The sequence below is a fragment of the Streptomyces sp. SudanB182_2057 genome, assembly GCF_964272715.1.
GTDB lineage: Bacteria > Actinomycetota > Actinomycetes > Streptomycetales > Streptomycetaceae > Streptomyces > Streptomyces rubradiris.
Genome location: NZ_OZ186798.1, coordinates 4,576,512 through 4,592,785, shown reverse-complemented (window position 1 = coordinate 4,592,785; position 16,274 = coordinate 4,576,512). Strand labels below are relative to the sequence as shown.

The window sequence follows — 16,274 nt, the reverse complement described above, 5'->3', positions numbered from 1 at the left end:
CGGTCCGCGATGAGGTCAGGAGATGAGGTCAGGAATGGAGAAGCGGTCGGGCGGGGTGCGCCGCTAGCGTGGCGGGGGTTTCACAGACGGAGAGGCGATGAGCATGACCACGAGGACGGACGACGCGCCGGTGTCGGCGCCGCACGCCGCCGACAGCCACGAGCTGATCCGGGTGCACGGCGCGCGGGAGAACAACCTCAGGAACGTCACCGTGGAGATACCCAAGCGCCGGCTGACGGTGTTCACGGGGGTCTCCGGCTCGGGCAAGAGCTCCCTGGTGTTCGACACCATCGCCGCGGAGTCGCAGCGGCTGATCAACGAGACGTACAGCGCGTTCGTCCAGGGGTTCATGCCCACCCTGGCGCGCCCGGACGTGGACGTGCTCGACGGGCTGACCACCGCGATCATCGTGGACCAGCAGCGGATGGGCGCCGACCCGCGCTCCACGGTCGGCACCGCCACCGACGCCAACGCGATGCTGCGCATCCTGTTCAGCCGGCTCGGCACCCCGCACATCGGCTCGCCCAAGGCGTTCTCCTTCAACGTCGCCTCCATCAGCGGGGCCGGCGCGGTCACCCTGGAGCGCGGCGGGAAGCAGGTGAAGGAGCGCCGCGAGTTCAGCATCACCGGCGGCATGTGCCCGCGCTGCGAGGGCCGCGGCACGGTCACCGACATCGACCTGACCCAGCTCTACGACGCGGACAAGTCCCTCAACGAGGGCGCGCTCACCATCCCCGGCTACAAGCCCGGCGGCTGGAACCACCGCCTCTACACCGAGTCCGGCCTCTACGACCCGGACAAACCGGTCCGCACCTTCAGCAAGCAGCAGCTCGACGACTTCCTGTACCGCGAGCCGACCCGCATGAAGATCGCGGGCATCAACATGACGTACGAGGGTCTCGTCCCGCGCATCCAGAAGTCCATGCTCGCCAAGGACCGGGAGGCGATGCAGCCGCACATCCGGGAGTTCGTGGACCGCGCCGTCACCTTCACCACCTGCCCGGACTGCGCCGGCACCCGGCTCGGCGAGGCCGCCCGCTCCTCGAAGATCAAGGGGATCAGCATCGCCGACGCCTGCGCGATGCAGATCAGCGACCTGGCCGCGTGGGTGCGGGAGCTGGACGAGCCGTCCGTGGCGCCGCTGCTCGCCTCACTGCGCGACACCCTCGACTCGTTCGTGGAGATCGGCCTCGGCTACCTCTCCCTGGACCGGCCCGCGGGCACCCTCTCGGGCGGCGAGGCGCAGCGTACGAAGATGATCCGCCACCTCGGCTCCTCGCTGACCGACGTCACGTACGTCTTCGACGAGCCGACCGCCGGTCTGCACCCGCACGACATCCGGCGGATGAACGACCTGCTGCTGCGGCTGCGCGACAAGGGCAACACGGTGCTCGTCGTGGAGCACAAGCCCGAGGTCATCGCGATCGCCGACCACGTGGTGGACCTCGGCCCGGGCGCCGGTACGGCCGGCGGCACCGTCTGCTTCGAGGGCACCGTCGCCGGGCTGCGCGCGGCCCGTACGCTCACCGGCCGTCACCTGGACGACCGGGCCGCGCTGAAGGACACGGTGCGCGAGCCGTCCGGGGCGCTGGAGATCCGCGGCGCCGCCACCCACAACCTGAAGGGCGTCGACGTCGACATCCCGCTCGGGGTGCTGACCGTGGTGACCGGGGTGGCCGGGTCCGGCAAGAGTTCGCTGGTACACGGGTCGGTGCCGGCCGGCGCGGGCGTGGTCTTCGTCGACCAGACCCCGATCCGCGGCTCGCGGCGCAGCAACCCGGCGACGTACACGGGGCTGCTGGAGCCGGTCCGCAAGGCGTTCGCCAAGGCCAACGGGGTGAAGCCGGCGCTGTTCAGCGCGAACTCCGAGGGCGCCTGCCCGGCCTGCAACGGCGCCGGGGTCGTCTACACCGACCTGGCGATCATGGCCGGGGTGGCCACGACCTGCGAGGAGTGCGAGGGCCGGCGGTTCGACGCCTCGGTGCTGGAGTACCGGCTCGGCGGCCGGGACATCAGCGAGGTGCTGGCGATGACGGTGGAGCAGGCCGAGGAGTTCTTCGGCGGCGGGGACGCCCGTACCCCGGCCGCGCACCGGATCCTGCGGAATCTGGCCGACGTGGGCCTCGGCTACCTCACCCTCGGCCAGCCGCTCACCACGCTGTCCGGCGGCGAGCGGCAGCGGCTGAAGCTGGCCACGCACATGACCGACAAGGGCGGGATCTACGTCCTGGACGAGCCGACCACCGGGCTGCACCTGGCCGATGTGGAGCAGTTGCTCGGTCTGCTGGACCGGCTGGTCGACGCGGGCAAGTCGGTGATCGTCATCGAGCACCACCAGGCGGTCATGGCGCACGCGGACTGGATCATCGACCTGGGTCCGGGTGCCGGGCACGACGGCGGCCGGATCGTCTTCGAGGGCACCCCGGCCGAGCTGGTCGCGGCCCGCTCCACGATCACCGGCGAGCACCTGGCGGAGTACGTCGGCCGCTGATCCCGCCGGGGTCTCAGAACGGCGTACGTTGGCCGCTGATCCCGCCGGGGCCTCAGAACGGCGTACGTCGGCCGCTGAGGCCCGTCAGGGGTCTCAGAACGGCAGCGGGCGGGCGTGCACCACGTCCAGGCGGGACACCGCCCGGGTCAGCACCACGTACAGCCGGTGCGCGCCCCGCTCCTCCGCCTCCGCCACGGCGGCCGGTTCCACGGCGATGACGTGGTCGTACTCCAGGCCCTTGACCAGGCTCGCGGGGACGACGGCCAGCCGGGCGCCGAGCGCCTCGGGACCGGCCGCGTCCAGGCCGGCCCCGGTCAGGGCCGCCCGTACCCGGTCGGTGTCCGCGTCCGCCGTGATCACGCCGACCGAGCCCTCCCGGGCCAGGGCGGCGCGGACGGCGGTCACGGTGGCGGCGAGCACGTCCTGCGCCGGCCGCAGGGTCAGCTCGCCGTCGGTGCGCAGCGAGGTGGCCGGGGGGACGGCGACGTCCAGACGGGCGAGCAGCCGGTTGGCGAGTTCCAGCACGGCGGCCGGCACCCGGAACCCGGTGGTCAGCGGCACCACGGCCGCGTCGGGCCGGCCCAGGTGGCGCAGCTGGACGGACCAGTCGCGGGCGGCCCACGGGGTGGTGCCCTGGGCGAGGTCGCCGAGGACGGTGAGCGAGCCGAAGGCGGCCCGGCGGGCGATGGCCCGGCACTCCATCGGGGAGAGGTCCTGCGCCTCGTCCACGACGATGTGGCCGTAGCCCTCGGGGTGTTCGATCAGCCCGGCCAGCTCGTCCAGCAGGACCAGGTCGGCGGCCGACCAGCGGGCGGACTTGTACGAGCGGGGCGGGCGCGGCCACAGCAGCGCCGCCTGCTCCCCGGGGTCCAGCAGGCCGTCGGCGGCGCGCGCCAGCGCGTCGGCGTCGGTGAGGAGCCCGGCGAGGACCTCCTCGGGGCGGGCCTTCGGCCACACCGCGTCGAGCCGCGCGGTCAGCGGCCGGCAGCGTTCGACGCGGCGGACCCAGGCGGCGGGCAGCACCCCGGCGCGCCGTTCGGCCTGCTCGCGCAGCCGTCGTACCACCCGGGTGCGCACCCGTTCCCGCCCGATGGCGTACGGGGGTTCCTCGGCGCGGACCTCGGCCACGATGCGGCCAGTTCGCCGGCGGACACCCGCCAGCGGTAGGAGCCGTCCGGGACGGCGAGGTCGTCAGCGCCGTCGGTGGTGACCCGCGCGTACAGCGCCCGGCGCAGCACCTCGGCCATGCGCGGGTCGTGTTTGACGGCGGCCGTGGGCAGCGGGTCGGTGCCGGTGACCGGGTGGCGGGCGATCTCGTCCAGCAGGGTGCTCTGGCGGTAGCCCTTGTCGGCGGTGCCGCGCCGGGCGGTCTCGCCGAGCGAGGGCAGCACCTCGGCGATGTACCGCAGGAAGGTCGGGTTGGGGCCGAGGATCAGCAGGCCGGCGCGCTGGAGCCGCTTGGGGTGGGTGTAGAGCAGGTACGCGGCCCGGTGCAGGCCGACGGCCGTCTTGCCGGTGCCGGGGGCGCCCTGCACGCACACCGAGTCGGTGAGGGCGGCGCGGACCAGGTCGTCCTGCTCGGGCTGGATGGTGGCGGCGATGTCCCGCATGGGTCCGACGCGGGGCCGCTCGATCTCGCGGGCCACGATGTCGCTGGTCCGCGCCTCGCCGCGGCCCAGGTGCTCGTCCTCCAGCGCGGTGAGGTCGGTGGCGTCGCCCCGGCTGCCCGGGGCCCAGCCGAACCGGCGGCGCACCTCGACGCCCTGCGGGTCGCCGGCGTCGGCCTGGTAGAAGGCGCGGGAGACGGGGGCCCGCCAGTCGACGACGAGCGGCGGGGCGGCCGGGTCCTCGGTGATGCGGACCCGGCCCACGTGGTAGCTCTGCCCGCCGTGCCCGGGGTGACCGTCGGCGAAGTCCAGCCGGCCGAAGAACAGCGGGCCGGGCGGCAGTTCGCGCAGGGCCTTGGCCTGGCTGCGCAGCCGGTATCCGAGGACTTCGGCGTCCGCGCCGGAGGCGGAGACGTCCTCGCCGATGACGACCTGTTCGGCGGCGCCGTCGACCATCGCGGCGAGGGCGGCACGGCAGGTCTCGTGGTAGGCGCGCTCGGTGTGCAGGGCTTCCGTGAGGGCGGGGTCGGTCGACGTCATGCCGCCAGCGTACGACAAAACGTTACCGAGTTAAATTTCTTACCGAGTCTCAGTGTGCGGACCGCAGCTCCGGCAACGCCTCGGCCAGCCGCCCGAACGCCCGCTCGGCCGCCCGTACGGCATCCGGCGCGACATCCTCGACCGACTCCCCCGCCGCGATCCGCCGCCAGTTCTCCAGGGCGAGGACCCGCTGGACGGCGACGATCTGCCCGGCGGCCAGCCGCGCGTCCAGATCGCCGCCGAGCGCCTCGGCGAGCGCCGCCTCCGAGCGCTCCTGATGGGCGTAGGCGCGCGCCGCCAGGGAGGGGGTGCCGTAGAGCAGGCGGTGGAAGGCGAGCACCTCGGGATGGTCGTTCAGGCCGGTCACCGGGTCCCGCCGGTCCAGCCCGGCCAGGAAGTGCCGGCCCAGCGCGGCCACCGGATCGGCCGCCCCGGCCACCACCCGGGCGGCCTCCGTCTCGTGGTCCGCGATCCGGTGCAGGACCAGGTCCTCCTTGGCCGGGAAGTACCGGAAGAGGGTCGGTTTGGAGATCCCGGCCGCGGCGGCCACCTCCGCCACCGGCACCGCGTCGAAGCCCCGCTCCAGGAACAGCCGTACGGCGATGTCCGACACGTCCTGGTACATCCGCTGCTTCTTGCGCTCGCGCAGACCCATCTCACCCATGGTGGGGAGCCTACGCAGACCGGCCCGGGCCGCGCTCAGAGCAGCAGGTCGTCCACCTGGGCCTCGCCCTCCCGGTACCGGCGGGCGATCTCCCCGCTGCAGTCGTCGGCGGTGCGCTGGAGCCGCTGGCGGCAGCGGGAGACCTCCTGCTCGTAGCGGACCAGACGGCCCATGGCCGCGGTCAGCTCCGGGTCGGTGCGCGCCGTCAGGTCCGACAGCTCCACCTCGGCGAGCATCTCCGCGGCCAGCCGCCCGTACTCCTCGTTGTGCGGGGTGCCGAGCGTTACATGGCGGGCCGAGGACCGCTGCGGGGCCGGGGCGTCCTTCAGGATCTCCGCGAGCCGGTCGACCACGGAGCCGTCGGCCGGCGCCGGCACGGACACCCGGCCGCGCCGCCCCAGCTCGGCGCGCAGGATGTCGATACGGCCCTGGAGCAGCCGCCGCACATAGCTGAGGTCCGCCTCGTCCCGCTGGGCGTCCCGGCGCAGGGCGCGCAGCTCGGGCAGGCTCAGCCGGGCCAGGTCGGGCCCGCCGGACCCTGGCTCCGGGGGGCCGTCGGCGCGCTGCGCGGGCGGCCGGTGCGTCCCCTGGATCCCCAGCCGCCCGCTCGTGCTCGGTGTGCTCATCTGCGTGACCGTCCCCTCGACCGGCGTGTGGAAGCATCGTGCCACCCCAACCGACCGCTATGTGACCGAGAGCCCCCGAACGGCCCCAGATGGGCGGTAACAGTTCCATATTGGTCCCCGCGCGGGCGGCGGCCGGACACCGGGCATGATGGTCGGCATGCGTGCGGTGGTGCAGAGGGTGGACGGCGCGAGCGTCGTCGTGGACGGCGAGACGGTCGGCGCGATCGAGGGCGAGGGGCTGTGCGTCCTGGTGGGGGTGACCCACGACGACACCAAGGAGAAGGCGGCCCAGCTCGCGCGCAAGCTGTGGACGATCCGGATGCTCCAGGGCGAGCGGTCGTGCGGCGACACCGGGGCGCCGCTGCTGGTGATCAGCCAGTTCACCCTCTACGGCGACGCCCGCAAGGGCCGCCGCCCCACCTGGAACGCGGCGGCCCCCGGCGACGTCGCCGAGCCCCTGGTCGACGAGGTCGTGGCCCGACTGCGCGCCCTCGGCGCGACGGTGGCGACGGGCCGCTTCGGCGCCCAGATGAGGGTGAACCTGACGAACGACGGACCGTTCACGGTGCTGCTGGAGATGTAAGCGCCCCGAAGGGGCGCGGGGAACTGCGCGAGCAACCACAACGGCGCCGCACCCGGCAACGAACGCAACCCCCAACGGCGCCAAGCCGGCCCGCAAGGCTACGGCTCGACCACAACCTCCTGAGCAGCCGCTGTCTCTCCGGCCAGGAGCCTGGCGTCGACGGGTACGTTCCGCTTCACCAGCGCCAGCGCCACCGGCCCCAGCTCGTGATGGCGTACGGACGTCGTCACGAACCCGACCTTGCGGCCGTCGGGCCCCTCGTCCGCGACCCGGATCCCGGTCCCCGGCACCGGCAGGTGCACCTCGCTGCCGTCCAGGTGCAGGAAGACCAGCCGGCGTGGCGGCTTGCCCAGGTTCTGCACGCGGGCGACCGTCTCCTGCCCCCGGTAGCAGCCCTTCTGGAGGTGCACGGCCGTACCGATCCAGCCCAGCTCGTGCGGGATGGTCCGGTGGTCGGTCTCGAAGCCGAGCCGGGGCCGGTGCTGCTCGACCCGCAGCGCCTCGTAGGCGAGCAGCCCGGCGGCGGGGCCGTGCGACGCGGCGAAGGACTCCAGCTCGGCGCGCGGCAGGAACAGATCACGGCCGTACGCCGTCTCGCGTACGACGACCCCGTCCGGCACGTCGGCGATGGAGCCGGCGGGCAGGTGGACCACGGCGATGTCGGCGGTGCGGTCGGCGACCTCCACCCGGTAGAAGAACTTCATCGACTCCAGGTACGCGATCAGCGCGTCCTGGGTGCCGGGCTCGACGTGCGCCCAGACGGTCGTACCGTCGTCCACCAGGTACAGGGCGTGTTCGATGTGCCCGTGCGCGGACAGGATCAGGGCCTCGGTGGCCTCGCCCGCGGGCAGGTCGCTGACGTGCTGGGTGAGCAGCAGATGCAGCCAGCTCAGCCGGTCGTCACCGCTGACGGTGACGACGCCGCGATGCGACAGGTCGACGAAACCGGTGCCGTCGGCGAGGGCGCGCTGCTCGCGGAACAGGTCGCCGTAATGGGCGGCGACACCTTCGTCCACACCCTCGGCGGAGACCGCGCCGGGCAGGGACAGCAGGGGGCTCTTCATAACGCAAGCCTACGACGTGGGACTTGAACCCTTCAGGGAGCAGTCCCGGCACCGGCCGAAGATCGCGAAGTGCTTCATGTCGGTGTCGAACCCGAACTGCTGCCGCAGCTTGTCCGTGAACTCGGCGGCCACCTCCACGTCCGCCTCGATGACGTCGTCGCAGTCCCGGCACACCAGGTGCAGGTGGTGGTGCCGGTCGGCGAGGTGGTAGGTGGGCGCGCCGTGCCCCAGATGGGCGTGGCTGACCAGGCCCAGCTCCTCCAGCAGCTCCAGCGTCCGGTAGACGGTGGAAATGTTGACCCCCGACGCCGTCTTCCTCACTTCCACGAGGATGTCGTCGGGGGTCGCGTGCTCGAGGGTGTCGACGGCTTCGAGTACGAGCTGCCGCTGCGGCGTCAGCCGATAGCCGCGCTGCCTGAGATCGCTCTTCCAGTCGGTGGTCACCACACGACGAGTCTAGGACTACTTGAAGAAAGCGATGCCGTCGTCCGGCATGTCGTCCGGAAGGGCCTTGGCCCAGCGTTCGACGTCCTCGGGGGTGACGACCTTCTTCAGCTGGGCCGACATGTAGGGGCGCAGCGGAACCTCGGGGGTCTGCTTCTCGCCCACCCACATCAGGTCGCTCTTCACATAGCCGTACAGCCGCTTGCCACCGCTGTACGGGGCGGACGCGGGGGTGCGGGCGACGGCGTCCGTCACCAGGTCGATCTGCGGCTTCTTGTCGGCCATCTCGCCGTACCAGATCTCGATGACACCGTCGTCGCGGGTCATCGTTACCTCGACCTTGCGGTCCGCGTCGATCCGCCAGAAACCGGACTCCGACTCCAGCGGGCGGACCTTGTTGCCGTCCTTGTCCAGCACCCAGGTGTGGGAGTGGTACTCCAGGAAGTCCCGGCCGTCGTGGGTGAAGCTGACCTCCTGACCGAAGTTGCACTTCTCCGAGCCAGGGAAGTCGTGCACGCCCGCGCCGGCCCAGTTGCCGAGCAGGAAGGCGAGCGGGACAAGGTCCTTGTGCAGGTCGGACGGGATCTCGATCATGAGCGGAGGCTTCCTAGAGGGGGGTCAGCGCTGGCCCTGGTACAGCTTCTTCACGGTCAGACCGGCGAAGGCGAGAACGCCGACGCAGACCAGGACCAGCAGAATTTCGAAGAAGATCTCCACGGGTGCTCCTTGAGCGAGGGTGGGCATACGACAGAGCCGGAGCCCAGCTTACGCGGCCGGGCCCCGGCCCTCCTGACGAGGTCCGCTCAGCTGAGCAGCTCGGTCTGCAGGGTGACCGTCTGCCGGAACGGAACGGCGTTCACCCCGCCCTCGCGGGTCTGGGTGATCACCGCGATGGTGTCCCCGGCCGAGAAGTACGCCTGCCGCACCTGCTCGGCGCCGTACGGCTCGGTCTCCGTGTACGGGAAGAGCGTCACGCCCTTCATATGGGCGCCCGGCGGGAACGTCTCGTCCAGTGCGTAGTACTCGGCACCGTGCACCGGGTAGGCGGGCGCCCCGGTGTTGGCGAGGTCGCCGGTCAGCAGGGTCTCGGAGACGGCGGCGGTGCCGAACCGCAGCAGCCGGATCCTGGTGCGGGTGCCGTCCGGGGTGGTCCAGCCGCGGCCCGCGATGTGCCGCAGACCGTGGTCGGTGAGCTTCTGGGCCAGCTCCCGGCGCTTCTCCGCATCCGCGTAGTCGGCGAGGAAGTCCTTCATCGGCACCCACCCGTCCGTGCCGCGCGGTCCCGGTTCCACCGTCGCCCCGCGGGGCGCGGGCAGCACCAGCGCGCGCAGGTCGGCGTGGTGCGTGCCGGCGTGGTTGCCGGCTTCAAGGGGCCCGGGGCTGCCGGGCGGCAGTGGCGGCCGGACCAGTTCCGGGTAGTCCCATCGGCCGTCGGAGGCGGTGGCCAGCCCCGGCAGGTCCGTCCGCTCCATCCGGCTGACCCCGTACGCCGTACCGGCCCCGACCAGGCAGAACACGGCAGCGACGGCGGTCCACCGCAGCGCCGCCCGCAGCACCCGGCGGTCCTTCCGCACGGCGGCGGGCGGCGGCGGCACGGCGGGCAGCGGCGACCGGCCGGGCACCGCCTCGTGCGCGACCGCCTCAGGCACCATCTCCTCGGGCACCACCGCCTCGGACGCGACCGCGTCCTGCGGGGCCGGGTGCTGCGGAGCCGGGTGCTGCGGGGCCGGTCGCTGTGTCTGCTCGGTCATACGGCCTTCCCCGGGTCCTCGATGCGGTCGAACTGGGCGGTGATCATGTCCGCCGCCTCCTCCTGCCGGTCCAGCGGCCCGGCCGCGGTCGCGGTGGTGAGGACCAGGACGTCTCCGACCGATCCGGAGCACACCATCGCGCCGAGCTCCTCATCCGGGTCGGCCGGCGGCAGGAAACACGCGGCGTCGTCCTCGTGTCCCTTCACGGCCGGGCCCTCGCGCAGGGACTCAACGGATCCCAGGAGCCGTCGCCGGAGAGCGGCTTCGGAGTCCGCTGCCGACCGGTCCGCCATCCGCACCAGTACGACCTGCGCCGTGAACTCCTCGCCGGACTCGGAGGAGGCCCCGGCGGGGCTCGCGTAGCTGCGCATCGCGATGCCCTTGACCGGTTCTCGGCCCAGCCGGCGCTCCATCAGCAGCCGCTGGGACCGGGGCAGCCCGGCCAGCGACCGTTTGAGCTGGGCGGTCGCCTGGGCGCCGGTCAGTTCGGCGTCGGAACCGAATTCGTCCATGTCCGGGCCGGGCGCGTACCGCCCCTCCTCGTAGGGCAGCAGCAGCGTGCTCATCCCGGTGTCCTTGGCGGGCTTGCCCACCGATGCCTTGGGCAACTGCCAGGTCGCGGCGCCCGGGTCGCGGTCGGCACCGTGGACGACGACCGCGGTCCAGCTCACCCCCGCGACGACGGCGAGCGCCACCGCGGCACCACCCAGCACGGGGCCGATACGGCGCCGAGGGCGCCCGGGGGCCGGCCCGGCCGGCTCGGGAACGGGGTTCTCGGGAGTTTCCGTCGTCACAGCCGCTCCATCTGCCGCTTCGCCAGGTCCATGATCGCCTTCTTCGGGATCGGCTTGGTGTCGTTGATCCAGACCTGCACGGAGACGTCACCGCGCCATGCGTGCGCCCGCGCCTGGTACACCTTCACCCCGTCGCGGGGCTGGGGCATGCGGTACGTGTACGCCTTTCCGTCGCCCGTGCCGGGTATCTCCCAGCTCTCGGCGTCGCTGTCGCGCCCGGCCCAGCCGTAGCTGTCCTCCGCCTCGTCCCGGGCGCCGAGCACCTCCTCCTGCCGGAACTGCAGCAGCCGGACCTCGACGTAGCGGGTGCCGCCCTCGATCCAGGCGACGGCGGCGGCACGGCGGAACTCCTCTTCGAGCAGCCAACCGTAGCCCCCGGCCGGGTTGTTGTACGTCTCCGCCAACTGGGCCAGGCTCATCCAGCCGCTCTCGGCCATGGACCCCGCCGCGCGCGCCCCGTCAGGTTTCTTCAGCAGCAGCCGGCGCAGGTCCCCGTCGGTCTTGACCTTGCGGTCCCGCGCGGCGGGCAGGGGCGCCGAAGCCTCTCCCGCGGCCTGCTCCAGCCTCGGCTGGGACAGCGGGGGCAGCTTGGTGGGCTCCCGGCCGGCCTGGATCTGGTAACCGGCGCAGAGACCGGAGATCAGGCCGAGCACGGCGGCGCCGAGCAGGAGCGACGGCATCCGCCCCCGCCGCCGTACCGGCTCTGAACCGGACCCGTCCGGGCCGGCCGGACCGTCCGGGGCACCGGTGTCCGCCGGCACCGCGCCGGTGTCCGCCGGCTCCGCGCCGGGTCTCGCGTACACGTCCAAAGGACTCCCCCCAAGGGATAAGGAAGCGCGGCTTCCGTGGCCGCGCCGTCACAGCAAGACTCATGGCATGCACATGGAGTTGCGGGCAAGCGGATTACGATTCGGGCATGGCGAAAAAGCTCGTTATCAAGGTGACGGCCGGGGCGGACGCCCCCGAGCGGTGCTCTCAGGCGTTCACGGTCGCCGCCGTGGCCGTGGCCAGCGGGGTCGACGTGTCGCTGTGGCTGACCGGGGAGTCGTCGTGGTTCGCGCTGCCGGGGCGGGCGGCCGAATTCGAGCTGCCGCACGCCGCGCCGCTGCCCGATCTGCTGGAGTCGATCCTCGCGGCCGGGCGGATCACGCTGTGCACGCAGTGCGCCGCGCGCCGGGAGATCACCGAGAAGGACGTCATCGAGGGCGTACGGATCGCGGGCGCGCAGGTGTTCGTGCAGGAGGCCCTGGGCGAGGACACGCAGGCGCTCGTCTACTGAGACCGGGCCTCCGTCAGGGGCGCGGGCGCTTCCTGCCGTCCAGTTCGTCCCACCACTCGTCCGACTCCGGGTCGCCCGAGGGGTCGTCCCACCAACGGTCCTCCGGGCCCCGCCGGTTGGCGACCATCGCGGCGACCGGCGGGATGACCATGGCCACGACGCACAGGCCGACGGCCGCGGGCACCGACCAGATGCGTACGACTCCCCAGGCCAGGACGAAGAGGCCGATACACGTCCCCATCATGGCGAAATAGATGTGCCGTCGCCGGGCGTACATAGCTCCAGAGTAGGACCGGCCGGCCCTGTCACAACTGATCCACAATTCCCCGGCGGCCGGACCCGGCGGGGTTACCGTGGCGTATCCGTACCGGACGCCCGTCACCACCGCCACCACCGACCCGGGGGAACCCCAATGCGAGGCCTGCGCATACTGCTGATCGTCGTCGTGATCCTGGGCGTGCTGTTCGTGATCGCGGACCGGGTCGCCGTGCACTTCGCCGAGGGCGAGGCCGCGGACAAGCTGAAGACCAGTGAGCAACTGGCCACCACCCCGGACGTGGACATCAAGGGCTTCCCCTTCCTGACCCAGCTCGCCGGGGGCTCCCTGGACGACGTCGAGGTCGGGATCGACGAGTACGACGCGGCCACCGGCGAGGCCGGCCGGACGATCCGGGTCGAGGACCTGAAGGCCCACATGAAGGGCGTGGAGTTCTCCAGCGACTTCGGCTCCGCCACCGCGGCCACCGCGACCGGCACCGGGACGGTCTCGTACGCCGAGCTGCTGAAGACCGCCAAGCCGGAGCCGACCGAGGTCGCCCCGGGGGCCAGCGCCCGGGTCACCGGGCTCTCCGACGGCGGCAACGGGAAGATCAAGGTGGCGGTGGAGCTGACCGCGCCCGCTCTCGGGATCAAGCAGACGGTGAACGTGCTCAGTTCGGTGAGCGTGGTGGACGGCAAGGTCGAGGTGCACGCGGACTCGCTGCCCAGCCTGGCCGGCGCCGCGATCGCCGAGGAGCGCATCCGCGCGATCACCGACTTCCAGCAGGCCATCGACCGGCTGCCCGGCGGGATCAGGCTGGACAAGGTGCAGGCGGCGCCGGAGGGCGTCGAGATCAGCGTGAAGGGTTCGGGCGTCCGGCTGGCGGGGTAGGCACCCCACCGCCCGGATTCCGGGGACGGACAGGGACCGTCCGACAGGCGAGACGAGTGCGTCCGCAGCGCAGCCACGGCCGAGCGCGCGGGCGTCCGGCCGGCCTCGGAGGACCCATCTGACTGGGCCTTCGTATCACTATCCGGACGATCGCGTCTCGCCATATGACACACCGGTGACACGCCCGCCCCGTCGTCCCTACGATCGGGCCCATGCGGTACTCGACGAGCGTCCTCCGGCCGCGGGGACAGGCGGATCTCACCAAGCGGCGGGCAGTGGACCTGTGCCGCGTGGCCGCCATGCTCTGTCGCCCCTTCTGAGCGGAAGCCCCCGGCTGCCGCGTCCCTCACCGCCCTGCCGTCAGGGCATCCGTGTGCCGCTCGGGCACCGAGCGCACGCCTTTCCACCCGCACGCCCCGCCGCGACTGCCCCGGAGGAGAAGAGCATGAGCCGCAGCGACGTCCTGGTCGACGCCGACTGGCTCCAGGAGCACCTGGACGACCCGACCATCGCCATCGTGGAAGTGGACGAGGACACGTCCGCCTACGAGAAGAACCACATCAAGAACGCGATCCGCATCGACTGGACCAAGGACCTCCAGGACCCGGTCCGCCGTGACTTCATCGACCAGGAGGGCTTCGAGAAGCTCCTGTCGGAGAAGGGCATCGCCAACGACCACACGGTGGTCCTCTACGGCGGCAACAACAACTGGTTCGCGTCGTACGCCTACTGGTACTTCAAGCTCTACGGCCACGAGAGCGTCAAGCTCCTCGACGGCGGCCGCAAGAAGTGGGAGCTGGACGCCCGCGAGCTGGTGGCCGGCGACGAGGTGCCGCAGCGCGCGCGGACCGAGTACAAGGCCAAGCCGCAGGACACCTCGATCCGCGCCTTCCGCGACGACGTCGTGTCGGCCATCGGCGCCCAGAACCTGGTCGACGTCCGCTCGCCCGACGAGTTCTCCGGCAAGCTGCTCGCCCCGGCCCACCTGCCGCAGGAGCAGTCGCAGCGGCCGGGCCACGTGCCGACCGCGAAGAACATCCCGTGGTCGAAGAACGCCAACGACGACGGCACCTTCAAGTCGGACGAGGAGCTGAAGGCCCTCTACGCCGAGGAGGACGTCGACCTCGCCAAGGACACGATCGCCTACTGCCGCATCGGTGAGCGCTCGGCCCTGACCTGGTTCGTGCTGCACGAGCTGCTGGGCGTGGAGAACGTCAAGAACTACGACGGCTCCTGGACCGAGTACGGCTCCCTCGTCGGCGTGCCGATCGAGCTCGGCGCCGGCAAGTAAGTCCGCCCCCCTCTCAACCCCTCAGGAGTACGACATGTGCGGAGCGAAGGCCGGCGGCCCGGACGCCTCGGCGATCAAGCCCGGTGAGACCACGATCCAGGGCCAGGTGACCCGCGACGGCGAGCCGGTGACCGGTTACGTCCGACTGCTGGACTCGACCGGCGAGTTCACCGCGGAGGTGCCCACCTCCGCGACCGGCCAGTTCCGCTTCTACGCGGCCGAGGGCACGTGGACCGTGCGCGCCCTGGTGCCGGGCGCGACCGCGGACCGTACGGTCGTCGCCCAGAAGGGCGGGCTCGCGGAGGTCGCCATCGCGGTCTGAGCGAGCGGGCCCGGTCTCGTACCGGCTCGTGCCGGGCTCGGACCGGCAGACTCACTGTGACGGCTGAAGGGCCGCATTCCCGGGGTTGGACGCCAACGGGGATGCGGCCCTTCGGCATGTGCCGAGAAATGCTCGAAATTGATTATGCGATGACAGGGTCATTTTCCAGCCGTCACCGGAACGGGCGGTTCCGCTACCATTTCCCGGACGTCCCCCCTAACCTCCCCGTATGGCAGATTCCGGTTACACGCAGATCCTGATCTACGCGCTCAACTACGCCGATCGCATGCTGGAAGAGGTGCCGTATCTGCGTTACTCCGCCGAGCGGAGCCTGGGTTTTCTGTGGAGCCTTCGCGATCCGGACGAAAGGGCGGTCGTCGTCACCTCGGAACCCGTCGACCCCTACACCCTCGAATATCATTTCCGGGATGTTTTCGGTTTTGACGACCGAATGATCGAAAGCGTGCGCGACCGGCTGACCCTGCTCACCCCCGGCACCCGCCGGCCGCGTCCGCTGGACGACCTGGTCCTCGGCGACGACGGTCTCGTGGCCACGCTGCGGGACGCCGTCGGCAAGACCGCGCGGGCCGACATCGTGCACTTCATGGCGTCCGAGGCGCTGGACGAACTGGCCCGCCGGATCGGGGCCGGGCTGGACGAGGGGCACGCCTCCCTGGCCGCCCGCTGGGGCAGCAAGGCGGGCAGCAAGGAGATCCTGCTGCGGGCCGGTGTGCCGGTGCCCGGCGGCGGGGCCGAGGCGCTGCGCGGCGAGCGGGAGGTGGCCGCCGCGATCCGCCGGCTGGCCGACGGCCCGGACCGGCCCCGGCACGTGCTGGTGAAGGTCAGCGCGAGCACCTGGGCGGCCTCGGTCGGCAACGTGCTGATCGACTGCGCGGAGTACGCCCGGACCGGAGACCTGCTCGGCTCGGCCGAGGTCCTGCGGATGTCCGCCGAGGAGTTCCACCGGGAGCTGGCCGGCGAGGGCGTGATCGTGGAGGAGTTCCTGGAGGGGGTCACCTCCTCCCCCAGCGGCCAGGGGTACGTCACCGCCGACGGCACGGTGAAGGTGCTCGCCTGCCACGACCAGGTGCTCTCCGGGGGCCAGTACTGGGGCTGCCGGTACCCGGCCGAGGAGCGGTGGCGGCCCGCCCTCATGGACGCGGTGGCCCGCACGGGCGCGGTGCTCGCCTCGCTCGGCCACCGGGGCAGCTTCGGCGTGGACTTCGTGATCGCCGGGGACCGGGGACCGCTCGCCGTGGAGATCAACCTGCGCAAGGTCGGCCCCAGCCATGTGCTGCGCTACGCCGAGGCCCTGATCGGCCGGGACGTCGCCGCCGACGGACGGCTGCGCCGCCCCGACGGGCAGACCATGTGCTACGTGCACGGACGCATCCTCGACCCCGAGGCGCTGGGCCGGCTCGACCCGCGGACCGCGGTGGCGCGGCTGCGCGCCGAGGACCTGCTCTACCGCCGGGACCGGGGCGAGGGCGTCGCGCTGCACGTCCTGGGCGCGCTGAAGACCTGCGGCTTCGTGGAACTGACCGCGCTGGCGCCGACGTTCGGGGCGGCCGAGCACTACACCGAGGCCGCCCGGGCGGCGCTGCTGCGGCCCGCCGCCGCATGACGGCGGGGCGGGTCCCCGGGACGGCCGGGGACCCGCGCACCGCT

Annotated in this window: 17 protein-coding genes and 1 pseudogene; 8 read left to right on the top strand and 10 right to left on the bottom strand. The window is 72.2% G+C overall.

Annotated features, from left to right (window positions below; translation table 11 throughout):
• The first annotated feature begins 97 nt into the window (after positions 1–97).
• A complete protein-coding gene (locus tag ACSURM_RS20130) occupies positions 98–2,491 on the top strand; it encodes an ATP-binding cassette domain-containing protein (RefSeq protein WP_436956803.1) in 2,394 nt (797 codons plus the stop codon).
• A 93-nt stretch (positions 2,492–2,584) separates the two neighbouring features.
• Here ACSURM_RS20130 and ACSURM_RS20125 read toward each other — a convergent pair.
• From ACSURM_RS20125 to ACSURM_RS20115, 3 genes and pseudogenes are all read right to left on the bottom strand, one after another.
• Positions 2,585–4,638, bottom strand: a pseudogene (locus ACSURM_RS20125) (HelD family protein).
• A 49-nt stretch (positions 4,639–4,687) separates the two neighbouring features.
• Positions 4,688–5,302, bottom strand: a complete 615-nt coding sequence (locus ACSURM_RS20120) for a TetR family transcriptional regulator (RefSeq protein WP_436956801.1) — start codon at positions 5,300–5,302, stop codon at positions 4,688–4,690.
• Between the two features lie 35 nt (positions 5,303–5,337).
• Positions 5,338–5,928, bottom strand: a complete 591-nt coding sequence (locus ACSURM_RS20115) for an RsiG family protein (RefSeq protein ID WP_436956799.1) — start codon at positions 5,926–5,928, stop codon at positions 5,338–5,340.
• 157 nt (positions 5,929–6,085) lie between these two features.
• On the opposite strand from ACSURM_RS20115, the gene dtd reads away from it, so the two are divergent.
• Complete coding sequence (gene dtd, locus ACSURM_RS20110) at positions 6,086–6,511, top strand: D-aminoacyl-tRNA deacylase (protein WP_436956797.1); 426 nt, start codon at positions 6,086–6,088, stop codon at positions 6,509–6,511.
• A gap of 98 nt (positions 6,512–6,609) precedes the next feature.
• Here the strand turns inward: dtd and ygfZ are convergent, their stop codons facing one another.
• The 6 genes from ygfZ to ACSURM_RS20080 all read right to left on the bottom strand — a co-directional run bounded on the left by ygfZ (position 6,610) and on the right by ACSURM_RS20080 (position 11,367).
• Entirely contained in the window at positions 6,610–7,575 is a 966-nt protein-coding gene (gene ygfZ, locus ACSURM_RS20105; protein WP_436956795.1) for a CAF17-like 4Fe-4S cluster assembly/insertion protein YgfZ, read from the bottom strand.
• Positions 7,576–7,584: 9 nt separating this feature from the next.
• Positions 7,585–8,022, bottom strand: coding sequence for a Fur family transcriptional regulator (locus ACSURM_RS20100; protein ID WP_436956793.1), 438 nt, complete (start codon positions 8,020–8,022; stop codon positions 7,585–7,587).
• Between the two features lie 15 nt (positions 8,023–8,037).
• A complete protein-coding gene (locus tag ACSURM_RS20095) occupies positions 8,038–8,613 on the bottom strand; it encodes an FABP family protein (RefSeq protein ID WP_359047169.1) in 576 nt (191 codons plus the stop codon).
• Positions 8,614–8,822: 209 nt separating this feature from the next.
• Complete coding sequence (locus tag ACSURM_RS20090) at positions 8,823–9,770, bottom strand: hypothetical protein (protein ID WP_436956791.1); 948 nt, start codon at positions 9,768–9,770, stop codon at positions 8,823–8,825.
• A complete protein-coding gene (locus ACSURM_RS20085) occupies positions 9,767–10,564 on the bottom strand; it encodes a hypothetical protein (RefSeq protein ID WP_436956789.1) in 798 nt (265 codons plus the stop codon). The genes ACSURM_RS20090 and ACSURM_RS20085 overlap by 4 nt, the downstream gene beginning before the upstream one ends.
• Positions 10,561–11,367 (bottom strand): hypothetical protein, encoded by an 807-nt coding sequence (locus ACSURM_RS20080; RefSeq protein ID WP_436956787.1) that lies wholly within the window; start codon positions 11,365–11,367, stop codon positions 10,561–10,563. Before ACSURM_RS20080 ends, ACSURM_RS20085 begins: the two co-directional genes overlap by 4 nt.
• 113 nt (positions 11,368–11,480) lie before the next feature.
• On the opposite strand from ACSURM_RS20080, the gene ACSURM_RS20075 reads away from it, so the two are divergent.
• Positions 11,481–11,843 (top strand): DsrE family protein, encoded by a 363-nt coding sequence (locus tag ACSURM_RS20075; protein ID WP_436956785.1) that lies wholly within the window; start codon positions 11,481–11,483, stop codon positions 11,841–11,843.
• Between the two features lie 13 nt (positions 11,844–11,856).
• Here ACSURM_RS20075 and ACSURM_RS20070 read toward each other — a convergent pair whose 3' ends face one another.
• On the bottom strand, positions 11,857–12,120 hold the full coding sequence (locus tag ACSURM_RS20070; protein WP_249459111.1) for a DUF3099 domain-containing protein: 264 nt from the start codon (positions 12,118–12,120) through the stop codon (positions 11,857–11,859).
• 135 nt (positions 12,121–12,255) lie between these two features.
• Between ACSURM_RS20070 and ACSURM_RS20065 the strand changes: the two genes are divergently transcribed.
• From ACSURM_RS20065 to besA, 5 genes are all read left to right on the top strand, one after another.
• A complete protein-coding gene (locus ACSURM_RS20065) occupies positions 12,256–12,993 on the top strand; it encodes an LmeA family phospholipid-binding protein (RefSeq protein ID WP_436956783.1) in 738 nt (245 codons plus the stop codon).
• A gap of 212 nt (positions 12,994–13,205) precedes the next feature.
• Positions 13,206–13,313, top strand: a complete 108-nt coding sequence (locus ACSURM_RS20060) for an Ms5788A family Cys-rich leader peptide (protein ID WP_351326910.1) — start codon at positions 13,206–13,208, stop codon at positions 13,311–13,313.
• Between the two features lie 125 nt (positions 13,314–13,438).
• Positions 13,439–14,284: a sulfurtransferase gene (locus tag ACSURM_RS20055; protein WP_436956780.1), complete on the top strand. Its 846-nt coding sequence runs from the start codon at positions 13,439–13,441 to the stop codon at positions 14,282–14,284.
• Between the two features lie 34 nt (positions 14,285–14,318).
• Positions 14,319–14,606 (top strand): DUF1416 domain-containing protein, encoded by a 288-nt coding sequence (locus ACSURM_RS20050; RefSeq protein ID WP_030792004.1) that lies wholly within the window; start codon positions 14,319–14,321, stop codon positions 14,604–14,606.
• A 229-nt stretch (positions 14,607–14,835) separates the two neighbouring features.
• On the top strand, positions 14,836–16,230 hold the full coding sequence (gene besA, locus ACSURM_RS20045; protein WP_436956778.1) for an L-propargylglycine--L-glutamate ligase BesA: 1,395 nt from the start codon (positions 14,836–14,838) through the stop codon (positions 16,228–16,230).
• The last annotated feature ends 44 nt before the right edge of the window (positions 16,231–16,274 follow it).